At 54.2% G+C, this 17,077-nt stretch carries 15 protein-coding genes and 1 pseudogene; 7 read left to right on the top strand and 9 right to left on the bottom strand.

The genetic code is table 11. The features are described from left to right. Positions 1-127 precede the first annotated feature (127 nt). Entirely contained in the window at positions 128-1,141 is a 1,014-nt protein-coding gene (locus MIH18_RS15930; protein ID WP_249012853.1) for an AraC family transcriptional regulator, read from the bottom strand. A gap of 123 nt (positions 1,142-1,264) precedes the next feature. On the opposite strand from MIH18_RS15930, the gene MIH18_RS15925 reads away from it, so the two are divergent. From MIH18_RS15925 to MIH18_RS15905, 5 genes are all read left to right on the top strand, one after another. Beyond that, positions 1,265-2,407: an acyl-CoA dehydrogenase family protein gene (locus MIH18_RS15925; RefSeq protein WP_249012852.1), complete on the top strand. Its 1,143-nt coding sequence runs from the start codon at positions 1,265-1,267 to the stop codon at positions 2,405-2,407. 50 nt (positions 2,408-2,457) lie between these two features. Continuing rightward, positions 2,458-3,645 (top strand): beta-ketothiolase BktB, encoded by a 1,188-nt coding sequence (gene bktB / locus MIH18_RS15920; protein WP_249012851.1) that lies wholly within the window; start codon positions 2,458-2,460, stop codon positions 3,643-3,645. A 189-nt stretch (positions 3,646-3,834) separates the two neighbouring features. Next, positions 3,835-4,830, top strand: a complete 996-nt coding sequence (locus MIH18_RS15915; RefSeq protein ID WP_249012850.1) for a TRAP transporter substrate-binding protein — start codon at positions 3,835-3,837, stop codon at positions 4,828-4,830. Continuing rightward, complete coding sequence (locus MIH18_RS15910; RefSeq protein WP_249012849.1) at positions 4,831-5,349, top strand: TRAP transporter small permease; 519 nt, start codon at positions 4,831-4,833, stop codon at positions 5,347-5,349. Beyond that, positions 5,346-6,620, top strand: coding sequence for a TRAP transporter large permease (locus MIH18_RS15905; RefSeq protein ID WP_249012848.1), 1,275 nt, complete (start codon positions 5,346-5,348; stop codon positions 6,618-6,620). Before MIH18_RS15910 ends, MIH18_RS15905 begins: the two co-directional genes overlap by 4 nt. On the opposite strand, the gene MIH18_RS15900 is transcribed toward MIH18_RS15905, so the two are convergent. The 6 genes and pseudogenes from MIH18_RS15900 to MIH18_RS15875 form a co-directional block, all read right to left on the bottom strand. Next, positions 6,605-7,309: an ABC transporter ATP-binding protein gene (locus MIH18_RS15900; RefSeq protein WP_249009058.1), complete on the bottom strand. Its 705-nt coding sequence runs from the start codon at positions 7,307-7,309 to the stop codon at positions 6,605-6,607. The genes MIH18_RS15905 and MIH18_RS15900 overlap by 16 nt on opposite strands. A gap of 210 nt (positions 7,310-7,519) precedes the next feature. After that, positions 7,520-7,969, bottom strand: a pseudogene (locus MIH18_RS15895) (hemerythrin domain-containing protein); the annotation flags it as partial. Positions 7,970-7,990: 21 nt separating this feature from the next. Next, positions 7,991-8,749, bottom strand: coding sequence for an ABC transporter ATP-binding protein (locus MIH18_RS15890; RefSeq protein ID WP_249012847.1), 759 nt, complete (start codon positions 8,747-8,749; stop codon positions 7,991-7,993). Further along, positions 8,746-9,753, bottom strand: coding sequence for a branched-chain amino acid ABC transporter permease (locus MIH18_RS15885; protein ID WP_249012846.1), 1,008 nt, complete (start codon positions 9,751-9,753; stop codon positions 8,746-8,748). The genes MIH18_RS15890 and MIH18_RS15885 overlap by 4 nt, the downstream gene beginning before the upstream one ends. Continuing rightward, the gene (locus MIH18_RS15880; RefSeq protein WP_249006356.1) at positions 9,753-10,628 is read right to left on the bottom strand and encodes a branched-chain amino acid ABC transporter permease; all 876 of its coding nucleotides are present in this window, start codon (positions 10,626-10,628) and stop codon (positions 9,753-9,755) included. The genes MIH18_RS15885 and MIH18_RS15880 overlap by 1 nt, the downstream gene beginning before the upstream one ends. A 77-nt stretch (positions 10,629-10,705) precedes the next feature. Beyond that, on the bottom strand, positions 10,706-11,866 hold the full coding sequence (locus tag MIH18_RS15875) for an ABC transporter substrate-binding protein (protein ID WP_249012845.1): 1,161 nt from the start codon (positions 11,864-11,866) through the stop codon (positions 10,706-10,708). Positions 11,867-12,309: 443 nt separating this feature from the next. Between MIH18_RS15875 and paaX the strand changes: the two genes are divergently transcribed. Beyond that, positions 12,310-13,236: a phenylacetic acid degradation operon negative regulatory protein PaaX gene (gene paaX, locus MIH18_RS15870; RefSeq protein ID WP_249012844.1), complete on the top strand. Its 927-nt coding sequence runs from the start codon at positions 12,310-12,312 to the stop codon at positions 13,234-13,236. A 192-nt stretch (positions 13,237-13,428) separates the two neighbouring features. Continuing rightward, positions 13,429-14,568, top strand: a complete 1,140-nt coding sequence (locus MIH18_RS15865; protein ID WP_249012843.1) for a DcaP family trimeric outer membrane transporter — start codon at positions 13,429-13,431, stop codon at positions 14,566-14,568. Between the two features lie 78 nt (positions 14,569-14,646). On the opposite strand, the gene MIH18_RS15860 is transcribed toward MIH18_RS15865, so the two are convergent. Continuing rightward, on the bottom strand, positions 14,647-15,168 hold the full coding sequence (locus tag MIH18_RS15860) for a DUF2478 domain-containing protein (RefSeq protein WP_249012842.1): 522 nt from the start codon (positions 15,166-15,168) through the stop codon (positions 14,647-14,649). 181 nt (positions 15,169-15,349) lie between these two features. Next, positions 15,350-17,068 (bottom strand): dihydrolipoyllysine-residue acetyltransferase, encoded by a 1,719-nt coding sequence (gene aceF / locus MIH18_RS15855; RefSeq protein ID WP_249012841.1) that lies wholly within the window; start codon positions 17,066-17,068, stop codon positions 15,350-15,352. Between the last annotated feature and the right edge of the window lie 9 nt (positions 17,069-17,077).

The raw sequence follows: 17,077 nt of genomic DNA, 5'->3' as shown, positions 1-17,077 counted from the left end.
CTACCTCTTGAATTGTTGTTATTTCGTGCGTGCCGGCATTAATTCAGAGAAACAGACCTCGTGGGAATGATCGGTCAGGTCAAAAAAATTGACCTAATCAGACAGCAAGACATTGACAGCTTTCCGATCACCTTGGCCACTGTGACGGGGGTTTGCCAGTCCAACGTTTGAAAGCCCGGCAAAACGAGGCAGTTTCCGAAAAGCCAACTCGCTCACTGACGTCCGCAACACTGAGGTTTTCGGTCATCATCAGTTTAATAGCGTACTCCTGTCGCAAAGACGTTTTAATCTTGCGCAGGGAAGTGCCTTCTTCTTGAAGCTTGCGCCCAATGCTTCGGGGTGTCATGTGCAGAAGCTGCGCAAGCTCATTCAGGCTCGGCATATTGCCCATGTTTTGCCGCGCCAGTAGAGCGCGAATCCTGTTGCGTAGGCTGTCGTCATGATCTGGACGATGCAGAATGTAGGCAGGCGCTTCTTTAAGAAACGTTATCAGCTCAGCCTCACTGCGCGTAATCGGCAGTTGCAGGTACTTTTCGTGCAGGTAAAAACCGCAAACAGATTCATCAAAATGCAACTCGGTTGGGAACATCGCCCGATATTCAGCAACGTGAGGCGGCGATGGATAATTGAACTGCGTGGTGGCAAACGGAATCTGCTGATCTACCAGCCAGCATGCGAGTCTTTGCCACATCAGCAGCAGGAACTCTTGCAGCATGTGGTCAGTATCCTGACTGGCGTCTTCAAGGCTCAGGCTGAAAAACATCAGTTTGTTGGGGGTGCTTTCATCCAGGCTGATGTCGATGTTGTCGCAGGCGATTTTGAAAAAGCGTGCGCTTTTTCTTAGCACGGCGCCAAGGGTCGCAGAACCGAGACAGTAATCTGTCATCAGCGCGAACGTGCCGTTTTTACAACGTCTGGTGGATAGCCCCATGAACTCGTCGCGTGTTGCCCGCCATACCGTCTTTATAAGCTGGGTAAGTTGTTCTTCGGTGATTAGCTGTTCTGGGTTCTCAAGCCACGCCGCCGGCACACCCGCGCTTGCCAGCAGTGTTTCGCGCTGAAACCCCTGACGTTCAGCACCGCGAATAGATGCATGAAGGTAGTGGTTTGCAATATGAGCTCTGGGCTGGGAATCAGGCATGGCTGGGGCGGTTCAGGTGCGTAATGTGTCAATTTTTTCGGCTTGTGCGGCCATTCTCGTTAAGCAGGATAACCCTTTAAATGGGTGCCTGCCTGATTAATCAGATTTACGACGGGGTTATGTATGTCCGGACATCATCAAGATACTGAGCTTTTTCGCTCCATGATCAACCGAGTGCTCGACAAAGAAATCGCACCCTTTTATGAGCAATGGGAAGAGAAGGGCGTCATTCCGCGCGACGTGTGGCGTACCCTGGGGGATGCTGGAATGCTCGGTATCGACATGCCAGAGGAATATGGCGGTGCGGAGGCGAGTTTTGAAATCTCTCAGTTGGCAATTGAGGAAATTGCCCGCAAGGGCTTCGGCGGCCTCGCTTCGGGATACAATATCCACGCCAATATCGTGATGCCTTACATTCTGCACCTAGGTTCGGAAACTCAGAAACAGCGTTATCTGCCGGCTATGATCAGTGGCCATTTGCTCAGTGCGATCGCCATGACCGAGCCAGGTGCCGGCAGCGATCTGGCCGCTATGCGCTCCACGGCACAGCGCACTGATAACGGCTATGTAATTAATGGCACCAAGGTGTTTATCACCAACGGTTTGCAGGCAGAGTTGGTCATTGTGTGTGCAAAAACCGACCCTGGGGCCGGCGCCAAGGGCGTGTCGTTGTTCCTGGTGAAGACGAGCTTGCCCGGTTTTTCCCGTGGCAAAGGCATCCGCAAAATCGGACAGCATGCCAGCGACACCGCCGAACTCTTCTTTGCAGATCTTGTGGTTCCCCACGACGCTCTGCTGGGTGAGGAGGGGCAGGGGTTTGCTTACCTGATGCAAGAGTTGCCGCGTGAACGCCTAGGGGTTGGCGCGCAGGCGGTGGGGGCGACCGAGGGCGTGCTGGAGATTACTCTGGACTATGTGCAGCAACGTAGGGCTTTTGGTCAGAGAGTAGCTGACTTTCAAAATACCCGGTTTAAACTTGCAGAAGCCCGTGCACGGCTGGAGATGGCGAAAGCGTATCTGAACCAGTGCACGACTAAATATCTTAAAGGCGAAATGGGGCCAACAGACGCCGCCATTCTGAAGCTAATGCTCACCGAAATGCAGTGCGATATCGCCAGCGATTGTCTACAACTGTTTGGCGGCTACGGTTATACCGTTGAGTATCCCGTATCGCGATTTTTTGTGGATGCGCGAGTACAAACAATCTACGCAGGAACGTCTGAAATCATGAAAGAAGTGATTGCCCGTTCTATGCTGGGCAAATAAATTATCCGCTTTGCGGATTTTTACAGATCGATAACCTGAGGAAACAAACGATGAAACTGACCGATGTAGTTATTCTCGACGGAGCACGCACAGCTATAGGCGGCTTCGGCGGAAGTTTAAGCTCGATGGGCCCGGCCGATCTGGGCACCTGTGTGGCAAAAGAGGCGATCAGCCGATCAGCTGTGCCCGCAGAAGACATCGACCATTCCGTTTTTGGTCATATTATTTCGACTGGCCCGGCAGATGCCTACGTAGCGCGCCATATCGGCCTTAATGCCGGTCTGCAGAAAGGTTCTGCGGCGTTCAATGTAAATCGTCTCTGTGGTTCCGGGATGCAGGCGGTTATCAGCGCCGCGCAGATGATTATTATGGGCGACAGCCAGATTGCATTGGCCGGTGGCGTCGAAAGCATGAGCCAGGGGGCTTATGTTCTTCCTAATGTCCGCAAGGGCTTGAGGATGGGCGACGGGAAAGTGGTCGATATGACACTGGGCATTCTCAGCGATCCGTTTGGTAGCGGTCACATGGGCCTGACGGCTGAGCGTATTGCCCAAAAGTATGGCCTCAGCCGTGAAGATCTAGATGTGTTTTCGGCGGAAAGTCATCGTCGTGCCAGCCATGCTATTGAGAGTGGCTACTTTAAAGAACAGATTGTGCCTGTGGCCGTAAAACAGGGTCGCAAGGAGTTCATTTTTAAGCAGGACGAGCATGTACGTGCAGATACGACTGTCGAAAGTCTTTCTGGCCTCAAACCTGCCTTTGCTAAAGATGGTATCGTTACGCCAGGCAATGCGTCTGGTCTTAACGACGGTGCGGCCGCCATGATATTGACGAGCGCAGCAGAAGCCGAAAAACGTGGACTTAAAGCGCGTGCACGCTTGGTGGGTTATGCCTTTGCTGGGGTGGATCCCGGTCTAATGGGCCTTGGCCCGATCCCGGCTGTGCGTCGGGTGCTGGAGCAGACCTGCCTTAGTGTGGCAGATCTGGATGTAATTGAATCCAATGAAGCGTTTGCCGCCCAGGCGCTTGCGGTCAGCAAAGAACTCGGTTTGCCGGCAGACAAGGTAAATCCGAACGGCGGTGCTGTTGCGCTGGGGCACCCGGTAGGTGCTACAGGCTCCATCCTCATCATCAAAACCCTAGCGGAGCTTGAACGCACGGGCGGTCGCTATGGCCTTATTACGATGTGTATCGGCGGCGGCCAGGGCATTGCGCTGATTGTTGAAAGCATCCGATGATGCTGGCAGTTTGATTTCTTTTTAACGCTGAACTGGATACAGTTTACGTTAACGTAAATATTTTTTGGTTCTGGTTCTGGTTCAGCCTACGAAACCCATGGTCTTTGCGGTATTGCGGTTAGCTGCGCTGGTATCGGCCCGGCGGCTTACAGCGCGCCCAAGACGCGTCATCACTTGAGGAAAATTATAATGAAAAAACTCGGTTTGAATACACTGGTACTTGGCATTTCCCTATCGCTGGCCGCTACGGCTTTTGCGTCAGAATTTACCAACATGGATCCGATTACTCTGCGCTTGGCTCACGTGGTCAACGAGCAAGATGGCTTTCATATTGCAGCCGTCAAATTTCAGGATCTGGTAGCAGAGCGAACCGAAGGTGTGGTGAACATCGAGCTCTACCCTAACGCTTCACTGGGCGACGAGCGCACCCTGCTTGAAGGCATGCAGATTGGCACCGTTGATATGGGCGTGATTACCAACGGCCCGGTTGCTAATTTTGTCGAAGAAATGGCGGTTTTTGAGCTGCCATTTTTGTTCCCTTCACCGCAAGCCGCTTACGACGTGCTCGACGGCCCCATTGGCCAGGACCTGCTCGACAAGCTTTCCGAGGTCAATCTGAAAGGCCTGGCCTACGCCGAACGCGGCTTTCGTAATTTGACCAACAGCGAGCGCCCGGTCAACACACCAGAAGACATGAAAGGCCTGCGTATTCGCGTAATGGAAAATCCGGTGTATGTGGACACCTTCCGCGCATTGGGTGCCAACGCCATTCCGATGGCGTGGACGGAAGCCTTGACCGCCATGCAGCAGGGCACCATTGATGGACAAGAAAATCCCGCCAATGTGATTCATTCCTTCAAACTCTACGAAACCCAGGATTATATGACCCTCTCGCGGCATACCTACGCCCCGGCCATCTTCGTGATGGGCATGCCTGCCTGGAATAAGCTTCCAGAAGCGGCACAGGCTGTGGTCGTCCAGGCCGCCCAGGAAGCCGCTGAACATGAGCGCCGGGTAAACGCCGAGATGGAATCCCAGCAACTGGCCGAACTGCGCGAAGCCGGCATGAAGATTAACGACACCCCAGATATAAAGGCTTTTCAAGCCGCCGTAGTGCCGATTTATGCGAAATACGGTGAGAAGTTCGGTGATTACCTGCCACGTATTCTGGAGGCGCTCAAATAAGTGACGACCAAAACTCAATCGCTGTTAAAGCCGCTAAAGCGAATTGAGCGCGGGTTGGATGCAATCATCCAGCCCGTGGTGTTTGCGGGTATGGCGGCGCTGATTGGCGTGATTACCCTGCAGATTATCTCCCGAGTGCTGTTCAGCGCGGTCGGCTGGACCGAAGAAGTCGCTCGCTTTCTGCTTGTGTGGATTACTTTTTTTGCGGGCACTCTGGCATTTCAGCGCGGTCGGCACATTGCCGTAACATTTGCCGTGGACGCCCTGCCCGTGCGCCTTCGAAAAGCCGCGCGCGTTGCCGGCACCCTGGCGGTATTGGCCTTTACGGTGGCACTGGTGGTGATCGGCTATCGTTATATGCAAGTTCAGAGCTTTCAGAAATCTGCTTCCTTAAGGCTCTCCATGACCTATGTCTACTCCGTGATTCCGCTCTGCGCGGCCGTGATGAGTTGGTACGCTTTCGTCGATCTATTGGAGCTCTTAATAGATGGCGAGCGTCGTGAGGAACCCGTTCCGTGACGCTGCTACTGTTCGGGCTGTTCTTCGCGCTGATGCTGCTCGGTGTGCCTATTGCGCTGGCGATCGGTGCCAGCACCATGATCGCGCTCAGCCAGGCCGGGGTACCTTTGATGGTGGTCACCCAGCAGATGTTTCAGGGCATCAATTCCTTTGCCTTGGTGGCCATCCCCATGTTCATACTGGCCGGCGACCTGATGGCTCAAGGCAAAGTGAGCGAGAGACTCGTCAACTTTGCCAACTCTCTGTTCGGCTTTCTACGGGGGGGCTTATCGGTCGTGTCGGTGATGGCAGGGATGTTCTTCGCAGCAATTTCAGGCTCCGGGGCGGCGACCACAGCGGCGGTGGGAGCAAGTTTGGTCCCAGAGCTGCGTAAGAAGGGTTATGACCCCGCGTCTGCTGCCAGCCTGATCGCCGCAAGCGGTACCATCGGCGTGGTCATCCCGCCGTCTGTGCCCATGATTATTTATGCAGTGATTGCCCAGCAATCGGTATCTGAGCTATTCCTGAACGGCTTTTTGCCGGGGCTAGCCATGGGGCTGGGGCTGATGGCAATTGCCATTACCCAAGCCTACAAACGCCAGTATCCCAAAGGCACGCCCTTCTCCCTGGCCACCATCTGGCGCACATTAAAAAGCGCGAGTTGGGGACTGATGACGCCCGTCATCATTCTGGGGGGCATATTCTCGGGAATTTTCACGCCCAGTGAAGCCGCAGTGGTGGCTGTCAACTACGCGCTGCTGGTCTCGCTGTTCATTTACCGTGACCTAAAGCTAAGCGATGTGTATCGCATCTTGATTCGCTCGGCGATTACCACCTCGGTGATCATGCTTGTGATCGCCACCTCGGCGGTGCTGAGCTGGACGCTATCCAGCTGGCAAGTGCCCGGCGCTATTGCTGAAGCGGTGCTGTCTATCTCTACCGACCCTTACGTGATCATGCTGTTAGTGGTGGGCATAATTCTGCTGACCGGTGTATTTCTCGAAACCGCCAGCGCACTGATTATTCTAACGCCGGTTTTGCTGCCGCTGGTGATTCAACTGGGAATTGACCCGATTCATTTTGGCCTGATCATCGTGGTCGGATTGGCGATCGGAATGATCACCCCACCGGTAGCGATCAACCTTTATGTCGCTTCTTCAATCACGCAACTGCCCTTGGAGCGCATTACTCGGGCAATCATCCCTTACTTGCTGGGGTTGATCAGCGTGCTGCTAATGGTCGTGTATATTCCTATTCTGGCCGGCTGGTCAGGGCCTTACATACCCAAATAAGCCTCCCGTACTTTTTCGTTGCTCAGCAATTCCCGGCCAGAGCCTTCCACCACCACGCGGCCGGTTTCCAGTACGTAGCCACGGTCGGCGAGCGCCAGCGCCTGGGACGCGTTTTGCTCCACCAAAAAGATGGTCATGCCTTCGTTTTTGAGCTCTTTGATGATATTGAAAATTTCTTCAATAATCAGCGGTGCAAGCCCCATGCTGGGCTCGTCCAACAGCAACAATCTCGGCTTTGCCATCAGCGCCCGGCCCATGGCCAGCATCTGCTGCTGACCACCAGACAACTCACCCGCCAGGTTGCGACGTTTCTGGCGCAATATGGGGAACTTCTCGTACATGCGTTCGATGTCGTCTTCCACTTCGGGGCTGCGGCCACGGGTATAAGCGCCCAGCAGCAAGTTGTCCTCAACGCTCAGATCCTTGAACACCTGCCGGCCTTCGGGCACCTGCACAATGCCACTGGCAACCCGCTTATCGGTCGGCATCTTTAGCAAATCTTTGCCTTCAAAGGTAATGCTGCCCGCGTCTGTTGGTTGCAGCCCGGAGATGGTCATCAGCAGTGTGGACTTGCCGGCACCGTTGGCGCCCACCAGCGACACAATTTCGCCGCTGTTGATGCGGATATCAACGCCGTGGAGTGCTTCAATCTGGCCGTAGGAAGTCTTCAGGCCCTTGATCGTGAGCATTTCTTCGGCAGCGTGCTGCGCAGTTCGGCGTGGCGCGTGACGTAGCCCAAGGCCACCCAGGCGCTCCGGTGTGTAGCTTACGATACGGTGCCGCAGCTCACGGAACTCATCCCGTACCCGCTCGCCAAACAGCGGATCATTGGCCTGGTCACGGGATTCGGTAATCAGGCGCCAGTTGTCTTCACTGAGGAGCTTGCGCGCCCGCGGGATAACCACGCCTTCCTCTTTTTTAATGTGCTTGCGCAAAGCTTCGGTAAACCGTGCCAGCGCATGGCTAAATTCCTCACGGCCGTCGGGCCAGCGCTCCATGCACACCATCAAAAAATGACGCAGCTCGTTGATTTTCTGATCACCAATCACGTAACCATGAGCGAGCTTGTCTAGCAGCGGCTTGGTTTCCGGTGACTTTTCTCCCAACAGTCGATACAGAACTATCTCGGCAGGGGAGCTGTGAACACGTCGGGCGAAGTGCTGAATGTAGTCGAAAATATTGTTGTACAGCGTTTCATCAGGCTGCTGTTCGTTGATGTTCATATCGTGCTGAAGCTGGTCCAACAAATCCAGTATGCGCCACAGGGCCTGGTGTTCCTGCACGATGGTACTAATGGCCTGCACACTGAAGCTGTCTTCAGGCGCCGTGTTGGTCGGTGTTTGTGTCATTGTAATTATTCCTCGCTCCGTTTAACCGCCCAAGTAAGCTGCGATCACGTCCGGATTAGCACGAATCTGCTCCGGTGTACCTTCTGCCAGCACACGCCCGTAATTAAGTACCAGTAAACGGTCGGAAATGTTCATTACCAGCTTCATGTCGTGCTCTACCAACATCACGGTAATGCCTTGCTCGGCAATCTTGCGGATCAAGTCCTCCAAAGCAGTGGTTTCCACCGCATTCAAGCCAGCAGCGGGCTCATCCAGAAGAATAATCTTCGGCTCTGCCGCTAACGCGCGGGCAATTTCCAGGCGCTTCAGGGCGCCATAAGACATTGCCGAAGCTTCGGCGTTGATGTACTCGCCACAACCGACAAACTCCATCAGTTCGGCGGATTTGCCGTGGGCGGCTTTTTCACCCCGGGTCAGCGCTGGTAAGCGGAAAAGCGTGGTTAACAGGTTGCTTTTCAGGGACAGGTGACGGCCCAGCATCACGTTTTCAATCGCCGACATATTCATACAAATCTGCATTTGCTGAAAGGTGCGACACATACCCCGCTCTGCAAGCTGGCTGGGTTCCAGTTTTGCGATGCTTTCGCCGTTCAGCTTTACGTCGCCCCCCGTGGGCGTGTACAAACCGGTAATCAAGTTAAACAGCGTGGTTTTGCCAGCGCCATTCGGCCCAATCACCGAATACACTTGCCCCGCGTCTACCGCAAAGCTCACGCCTTCAACAGCGTGCACACCGCCAAACGCCTTGGACAGGTTATTCACTTCCACCAGAGCCGTCATGCGTTACCTCCGGCGGACTTTGCGCGTCGTTTTGCCAGGAAATTGGCCGCGGTTGGAAGCAGCCCTTTGGGCATGAAAATCATCGTCAGCATCAGAATCAAACCAAACAGCACCATCTCAAACTCTTGGAAATCGGCCAGCACTTGCGGCAGTAGCTCCAACACCACAGCGCCAATGATGACACCTATGGTCGACCCCATGCCGCCCAGCACCACCATCGTGATCAACAAAATGGAAAACTCAAAGCCTGCCACCGCGGGCGTTATAAAGCCCTGAAAATGCGCGTAAAGCGCACCCATTACGCTGGCGTAAACCGCCGAAATAACAAACACCAGGCTCTTGTACTTCGTGGTGTTCACACCCACCACGCTGGCTGCCACCTCTGAGCCGTGTACCGAGCGCAAGGCGCGACCGATAGGCGAGTCAATCAGGTTCTGTGCCAGCCAGACGGCGACCAACAGCACCACGCCTGCAAAAAGGTACCAGGCCAGATCACCACTGATATCCATGCCAAACAAGGAGTATTCGCCAAATGGGCTGAGCTCCCAGCCAAACACGTCAAAGGCAGGCACCGGCATACCATCCGGCCCGCCGGTCATCTCCCGCTCATTATTCAATATGATGGCAATAATGAAGCCCACGGCAAGGGTCGCCATAGACAGATAATGGCCTTTTAGGCGCAAAATCGGGCGGCCGACCACCCAGGCAATAATGCCCACACCGATAGCACCAACAATCAGCGCGGGTATGGCAGACCAGCCATAATGACTGGTCATGATCGCGCTAAAGTAGGCACCCAGACCAAAAAAGCCGGCGTGACCCAGGCTAATCTGGCCAGCAAACCCTACCAACAGGTTTAGCCCCACCACGGCTCCGGCGATCAACGCGATTTGCGTGGCCAGGCTGTAGTGAAACGGATTGGAAATAAACAAAGGCAAAGCAAAAACCACAATGGCCAGGCACAACAGGCCCTTCAAACGAAATTCAGAGAGTTTTTCCATCATCACACCCGCTCCACAACTTTGGCGCCAAACAGGCCCCGGGGCATGAAGAACAACACCAGCAGAATCATTGAGAAGGCCACCGCATCTTTGTAATCAGACGACAGATAGCCCGCTGCCATGGCTTCAACCACCCCCAGCGCCAGGCCACCCACAACGGCGCCCACACCACTACCCAGGCCGCCAATAGCCGCAGCCACAAAGCCTTTCAAGCCAAGGATGATGCCAATATCGTAAGAAGTGAAGGTAATGGGCGCGACCACAATGCCGGCGATTGAACCCAACAGTGCAGACACCATGAACGCCAGCATCAACACCATCTGGGTACGAATACCCACCAAGCGGGCGGCGTCTTTGTTCATAGAAGTGGCAAGAATGGCTTTGCCGGTCATTGTGCGGGTGAAGAAATACACCAATACCGCGACCAGCACCGCCCCCACACCCAGCACCCATAGGCTCTGACTGTTCAGTACGGCGCCAAATATCTCAATCGGTTCATCGCTGCTGAAGTTAGGCATCACGTGGTACTTTTTGCCCCACACCAATTGAGCCAGACCACGGATAAAAATGGACGCGCCGATGGTAATAATGATTAACGTGACAACGTTCGCATCTTTTGCTGGCGCAATCGCCAGGCGCTGCAGGGCAATACCCATAAGACCCGCAAGAACAACCGCCAACACGATGGCAAGCAACATGGGCACACCCATGGCCGTTAAAGACACGGTTGCCATACCGCCAATCATCAAAAATTCGCCCTGGGCGAAGTTGATCACGTGGCTGGCGTTGTAAATAAGGGTAAAGCCCAAAGCGATCAGGGCGTAGGTAGCACCAATGGTGATACCGGTAAACAGGTACTGCAGAAATTCAGAGAACATAATCAGGTCCGCTCGCGCAGCGGCCGACTGCCCGCCCCGAAAGGCGGATGCCAACCTATGATACGGATAAGAAAGGTTTAGTTGACCAACTTCCAGCTGCCATTCTGGACTTCCAGAATGCGGAAGGAATCGGCTTTAAGACCGTTATGATCATCAGCCGACATAGTGTAGGTGCCGGTTACGCCTACGTGGCCCTGAATATTTTCGAGGGCGTCGCGCACGGCTGCTTTATCTGTTGTACCGGCTTTCTCGATGGCCTGCACCGCCAACATCAAGCCGTCATAAGCGTAGGCACCAAACGTGGACACCTTAGCGTTCCAACGAGCTTCGTATTCACTTTTATACGCTTCTACAATCGGTTTTTGAAGGTCAGAATCCGGCAGTGAGTCTGGAACCAGCAAAGGCGATGCGGGTAACCTTAGGCCTTCGGCGCTGTCGCCGGCAAGTTCAAGAAAACCGTCAGAAGCAACACCATGGGACTGGTAAAATGGCAGGTCAATACTCAACTGGGCGTAGTTTCGGGTAACAATGGCCGGGCCCTGCCCAAAGCCGAAGTTCAAAATGGCCTGTACGCCTTTGGTGCCGCGAATATTGGTCAACTGCGCCGTCATGTCGGTGTCGGAACCGCCGTAGGTTTCGTCCGCAAGCACTTCAATCGTGCCCATCTCCTTGGCCACCGCAAGGGTTTGCTCGCGACCGGAACTGCCAAAGCCATCGGTGCCAGAGATCAGGCCAATTTTGGTCAAACCGCGGGACTTCATATCATCCAGAATACGTTCTGCTGCCATGCGGTCAGACTGCGGCGTTTTAAACACCCACTTTTTCACCGGCGTTGTAATTACAAGAGCACCCGCCAGCGAAATGAAAGGGATCTGGGCCTGCTCAACCATCGGCACAGCGGCCATGGTGGCGCCGGTTGTACTTCCGCCTACAATAATATCCACACGGTCTGAACGAATAAGCCGGCTTGCGAAGTTGCGGGCACTAGAAGCATTGCCAGCGTCATCGTAATGAATTAACTCTAGTTGGCGGCCGAGCACCCCGCCTTCTTTGTTAATTTTCTCAACGTACATTTCCAGGGTTTTAAGCTCCGGGTCCCCCAGAAAGGAGGCAGGGCCGGTCACTGACAAAAAAGATCCGATACGGATGGGATCAGCAGCCTGAGCACTCATCGCTAGCAGTCCAGCCGCCGTGATGGCTAAAAATTTCTTGGTATAACGAGCCAGTGTTCCATTCATTGTTTTTTTTCTCCACAGAATAAGGTCGGAATCATTTTGTTTTCTATGCGTTTGATTTACCGACTATTACAACAAGTTCTCAAGACAGAGTTGGGCATTTTCGTATCACTTACCCCTACCTGAAAGCCTCCCTCATTAATTATGTCTAGCAGACATCTTGCGCCAAAATCAGTGTTTTCAACGCACTGCCAGCTTAATACGATACCAACATTATGTGTTATTAGAAAATATTGTATCATTACTTCGGTGTCAACTACGGCGCTCGTACTGGACGCTGTTTTTTGACTGCCACCGTCAGTTTAGATGAATGCGCGCAAAGTGCTCGATGATGACCTGGCCCGCCGCCTTTACCTGATGACGCCGGCGAGATAAGGTTCATTGCTTGCAATATTAAGCACTCAAATGGCGCCGAATGCTGCCGGAAAACCCTTTAAGAGAAGAACATGTCAGCAAAAAGTCAGCTTGCAAGTCTGATACAGGAATTTCAGCAACAACGCCCGGTCCGTGCAGGTTCTCTGATCATTACCATTTACGGCGATGTCATCCACCCGCGCGGCGGTAATGTGTGGTTAGGCAGCTTGATGAAGCTGGTCGCACCAATGGGCATTAACGAGCGCCTGGTTCGAACGTCGGTTTACCGGTTGGTGCAAGAAAGCTGGCTGCAGGCTGAAAAAGTGGGTCGCTGCAGTTATTACAGCATAACTGGGGACGGCCTCCGGCGTTTCCGGCAAGCGTTTGAGCAGGTTTATAGCATTGGTGATGACGACTGGAACGGAGGTTGGTGCCTGACTTTGCTAAATCAGGTGGAACCTGACCTACGCTTAAAAGTGCGCGAGGAACTCAAATGGCTGGGCTTTGGCAATCTGTCACCCACCATCATGCAACACCCGCGCTTCAAGCCCGAGCAATTAACCCCGTTACTGCAAGAATGGGGCGCCTCCGATGACGCCATTGTGATGCAAACCCACCCGATAGAACCGCGGAATTCAAAAGCGCTGCGCAGGCAGGTTAAAGAAAGCTGGGATCTGGATGAACTGGGTTTGCGCTATAAACGCTTCCTGGAAAAATTTCGCCCACTGTGGAGGGAGCTCAGCCATAATGACAACCTTAACGCCGAGGACTGTCTGGCTGCACGGCTTTTACTCATTCACGAATACCGAAAAATACTGCTGCGCGACCCTTTGCTGCCTGACGAACTACTGCCTAGCGACTGGGAAGGGCGCAGCGCCAAGCAACTGTGCCGAAACCTTTACCTCGCAATTTACGCGCGCTCTGATGAATTCCTGGCCTGCAATCTGGAAAATGCATCCGGCCCGCTGCCTGTCCCGGGGGCCGGATTCTATCGCCGCTTTGGGGGTTTAGAGGCGTAAGACAAAGGCCTTCTACCCTTGCGCACAGCGCAGCAGAGCTCGCTTGAAGCACCACTTTCGGGTCAACCCGAACAGACGAAGAAAATAGACGATAGTCTAATAAACAAAAAATAGTCATTGAATTATGTACGCTTGGTAACTAACTTAGGCACGGGTCCGATAACAACAAATAAATATGTGGAGAATACAATAATGCAAATTAACAACAAACTCAGATTGGCGATCCGCGCAACAGCGGCCACGGCAATACTGAGTGTAGCTGGCCAAGCGAACGCGTTAACCCTGAATGTCGGCGACGATGTTGAAGCCAGTCTTTACGGCTACGCCCGCCTGAACATGAGCTACGATCTGAACGGCGACCGCGCTGTTTCAACCCGCTCCGGTAAATTCAGCCCTTCTGCCAATGAAAACATTGAAGGCCATTTTGGCGCTGACGTTCAGCAAAGCCGTCTGGGTGTTAAAGTTAAACACGCGTCTGGTGTTGCAATCACTCTTGAAGGTGACTTCCGCGGCACCGGCAGCGGCCCGGGCAGCCTGAGAATGCGCCACGCTTATGGCGAGTACAAAGGCTTTATGGCCGGCCGTAACTGGTCCAACTACTTAAGCTTCGTCGGCAACACTCCAACACTGGATTTTGACAGTCTTGCGGGTACGGCCGGCTCACAGGATCGGTCTGAGCAAATTCGCTACACTACTGGCCCGATGTCGTTTTCTATTGAAGATCCGAGCTCGCAAGATATAGTCGGCGCTGGAACTGACAAGCGGACTTCGGCTCCGGCCTTTACTGCACGCTTTGAAGACTCCGCAGGCAGCGTATCCTACTCGGCGGCAGTTTTGGCCAGCCAGGTTACTGCGGACGACGGCGTCAATGAAGACAGCGCTATTGGTTACGGCGCTTTTGGCGCGCTTAAGTTGAAGCTGAGCGATATGTTTTCGGTTCAAGGTGCGGTTAACTACTCCGATGGCGCTAACGGTTACCTGTGGCGCTCTGGCGACAACTACTACGGTGCCAGTGCCTACCTGAGCGGCAACAGTGTTGAAACCATCAAAGGCTACGGTGCCTCTGTGGGTGTGAGCATGAATGTGGGCGAAGGTCGCAGCATCAACATCGGCTACGGTACTACATCGTTGGATCTGGATGATGCGGTTACGTCTGGCGCCGTTGCTGCAACGGCCGCTGAGACCAACCAGAACGTGCTGGTCAACTATATGTGGACCCCCGTCAAGAACGTGATGATGGGTGTTGAATACGGTTACTTCGATCAGGAATCCCAAGGTGGCACTTCTACAGACGCAAACCGCCTGCTGTTTGCAGCGCAGTACAGCTTCTAAAGAAATCGTTGGTCACTGACCAGAAAACCAGATGCCCCGCCCTGTGCGGGGTTTTCTGTTTCTGGCATTCGTTCAATCTTAACCCTGGTTAAACACCCCGTCACACCACTGCCTGGCATCGTTCTCCGAAAACGCCAGGTCCGTTGCCGCACCCCCGTTGAACTCGTGCCACTGAAGCAAAAATTTCCGTTTCACCACGGTTAGCACCGGTATCCCCGCTTCCAACAATTGCAGTAATTCGGCACGACAACCTTTACCGTCAATTTCCTGCTGCCCAAAACGGTTCACAATGGCCAGCCTGGGCGGATTATTCAGTGCCCCCCGCAAAACGCCCGTCGCATCCGCCAAGCCAGACGGGTCCAGACAGCAGGATTGCGACTCTTTGCCCAGATTCTGCGCAATTGAATATTCAATACCGGTTTCCACATCCTGCACCGCCATGGGCTCACGGCGCAGACCCTGCTCGTTCAGCGCCATGGCCAGACCCGCCACGCGGATGCCCTTACCGTTGTAATGATTCGCCAGGCCGTGCAGCAGCGCGTCTACGGGCTGACTGTCGTTGTCGTAGATAATCGCTGCTAAGTGAAGTTGTTGTGCCATAAAGATCATCCTGAAGCGTGCCGGCGCTTTTTGTTAAAAACACCCAGGCTCTGAAACAGAAAAAGGGCGCAGATTGCTCTGCGCCCCTCAGCGTATTACCAGTGTGTTAGCGAGCACCGCCAAAGCGGTTGCTTTATGTCAGGGACCGGCACGGTTAAGCAACCGGCCCCCTCACTCTCGCTTACAGCAACAGGGTACGAATATCGCCCATCAACCGAGCCAGCGCTGAGGTAAAGCGCGCTGCGTCTGCTCCGTTCACCGCGCGATGATCGTAAGACAGTGACAGCGGCAGCATCAGCCGCGGCTGGAAGGCTTTGCCGTCCCACACCGGTTTCATCGCCGCTTTGGACACACCCAGTATTGCCACTTCCGGCGTATTCACAATCGGCGTAAAGGCCGTGCCGCCAATACCGCCAAGGCTGGTAATGGTGAAACAGGCGCCCTGCATTTCTGCCGGCTTCAGCTTCTTGTCGCGGGCTTTCTGCGCCAGTTCTGCGCTTTCTGCCGCCAGCTCCCACAGGCCTTTCTGGTCGACATTACGAATCACCGGAACCATCAAACCGTGAGGCGTATCCACTGCAATACCGATGTGGATGTACTTCTTGTGTACAACCTCTTTGCGGTCCATATCCAGCGCTACGTTGAACTGGGGCAGTTCAGCCAGAGCCGCGGCACAGGCTTTGAGCATGAACGGCAGTGGCGTCATTTTCACGCCTTTCTTCTCGCCCAACGCCTTCAACGATTTACGGAAATCTTCCATATCGCTGATATCGGCGTCTTCGAACTGGGTGACGTGTGGCACGTTCAGCCAGCTGCGATGCATATTCAGCGCCGTAACCGACATCATGCGCGACATACCTTCCCGCTCAACTTCACCAAACTGGCTGAAGTCTGGCAGTTTCACACCAGGAATGCCGCTGGTGCCGGGCACTACGGCGCCCTGCTGCGCCTGCTGCAGCTGAGCCTTCACGTAACCGTGCACGTCGTCTTTAACAATTCGGCTTTTCGGGCCAGAGCCCTTCACGCGGGCCAGGTCTGCACCCAGTTCGCGGGCCAGCTTGCGAACCGCAGGGCCAGCGTGCACTTTGCTGCCAGCGGCGGGCGCTTCATAGGTTACAGAACCGGTGTCTGCAGGCTTGGCTTTGTTATCGCTAGCCGCAGCCGGCTGCTCGGGCGCGGCGGGCTGCTTCTTGCCAGCATCGCCGCTATCAGCAGAGGCTGAATCGTCGGCGTCGTCGCCGTCATCTGCGTCATCTGCGTCATCTTCAGTGATGATCATTTCCAGCAGGTCGTCGCCTTCGGAAATTTTGTCACCTTCTTTGACCAGAATCTTGCCAATTTTGCCAGCGAAGGGCGATGGAATTTCCATCGTCGCTTTGTCGGATTCGACCGTTACCAGCGCGCCTTCTACATCAACCTCATCGCCTTCAGACACGTTAATTTCGATGATCGGAATGTTGTCGAAACCATCCAAACCAGACACTTTCACGATTTCTGTGCGCGTGCCACCGGATTTTTTTCGCGGCGCCGGCTTGCTGGCGCCGTCGTCAGACTTAGCCGGTGCGTCATCGCTCTGGGCTTTAGGCTCAGGCTCTGGCGCGCTGCTTTCATTTGAAGCGCCATCTGAAGTGTCATCACTCGCACCATCAGAACTGCCCGCGTCGTCTGAACTAAGAATACCGACAACGTCGCCTTCTTTAACTTTGTCGCCCACTTTCACGGTGATCTTTACGACCTTACCCGCACTCGGTGACGGCAACTCGACCGATGCCTTGTCGGTTTCAACCGTCAGAATCGGATCTTCTTCAGCCACCGAGTCACCGGCGCTGACCAGTATTTCAATAACTTCAACTTCATCTGCCCCGCCTAAATCGGGAACCCTGATTTCTTGCTCGCTCATAGCGGTCTC

Source organism: Marinobacter sp. M3C (genome assembly GCF_023311895.1).
Lineage (GTDB): Bacteria > Pseudomonadota > Gammaproteobacteria > Pseudomonadales > Oleiphilaceae > Marinobacter.
Note: the sequence above shows the minus strand (reverse complement) of the source record. Positions and strands in the feature narration are given on the sequence as shown.

Excerpts from the sequence above, each read along its gene's own strand:
- MIH18_RS15930 (WP_249012853.1), bottom strand. The coding sequence starts at position 1,141 with ATGCCTGATTCCCAGCCCAGAGCTCATATTGCAAACCACTACCTTCAT.
- MIH18_RS15925 (WP_249012852.1), top strand. The coding sequence starts at position 1,265 with ATGTCCGGACATCATCAAGATACTGAGCTTTTTCGCTCCATGATCAAC.
- bktB (WP_249012851.1), top strand. The coding sequence starts at position 2,458 with ATGAAACTGACCGATGTAGTTATTCTCGACGGAGCACGCACAGCTATA.
- MIH18_RS15915 (WP_249012850.1), top strand. The coding sequence starts at position 3,835 with ATGAAAAAACTCGGTTTGAATACACTGGTACTTGGCATTTCCCTATCG.
- MIH18_RS15900 (WP_249009058.1), bottom strand. The coding sequence starts at position 7,309 with ATGCTCACGATCAAGGGCCTGAAGACTTCCTACGGCCAGATTGAAGCA.
- MIH18_RS15890 (WP_249012847.1), bottom strand. The coding sequence starts at position 8,749 with ATGACGGCTCTGGTGGAAGTGAATAACCTGTCCAAGGCGTTTGGCGGT.
- MIH18_RS15885 (WP_249012846.1), bottom strand. The coding sequence starts at position 9,753 with ATGATGGAAAAACTCTCTGAATTTCGTTTGAAGGGCCTGTTGTGCCTG.
- MIH18_RS15880 (WP_249006356.1), bottom strand. The coding sequence starts at position 10,628 with ATGTTCTCTGAATTTCTGCAGTACCTGTTTACCGGTATCACCATTGGT.
- MIH18_RS15875 (WP_249012845.1), bottom strand. The coding sequence starts at position 11,866 with ATGAATGGAACACTGGCTCGTTATACCAAGAAATTTTTAGCCATCACG.
- paaX (WP_249012844.1), top strand. The coding sequence starts at position 12,310 with ATGTCAGCAAAAAGTCAGCTTGCAAGTCTGATACAGGAATTTCAGCAA.
- MIH18_RS15865 (WP_249012843.1), top strand. The coding sequence starts at position 13,429 with ATGCAAATTAACAACAAACTCAGATTGGCGATCCGCGCAACAGCGGCC.
- MIH18_RS15860 (WP_249012842.1), bottom strand. The coding sequence starts at position 15,168 with ATGGCACAACAACTTCACTTAGCAGCGATTATCTACGACAACGACAGT.
- aceF (WP_249012841.1), bottom strand. The coding sequence starts at position 17,068 with ATGAGCGAGCAAGAAATCAGGGTTCCCGATTTAGGCGGGGCAGATGAA.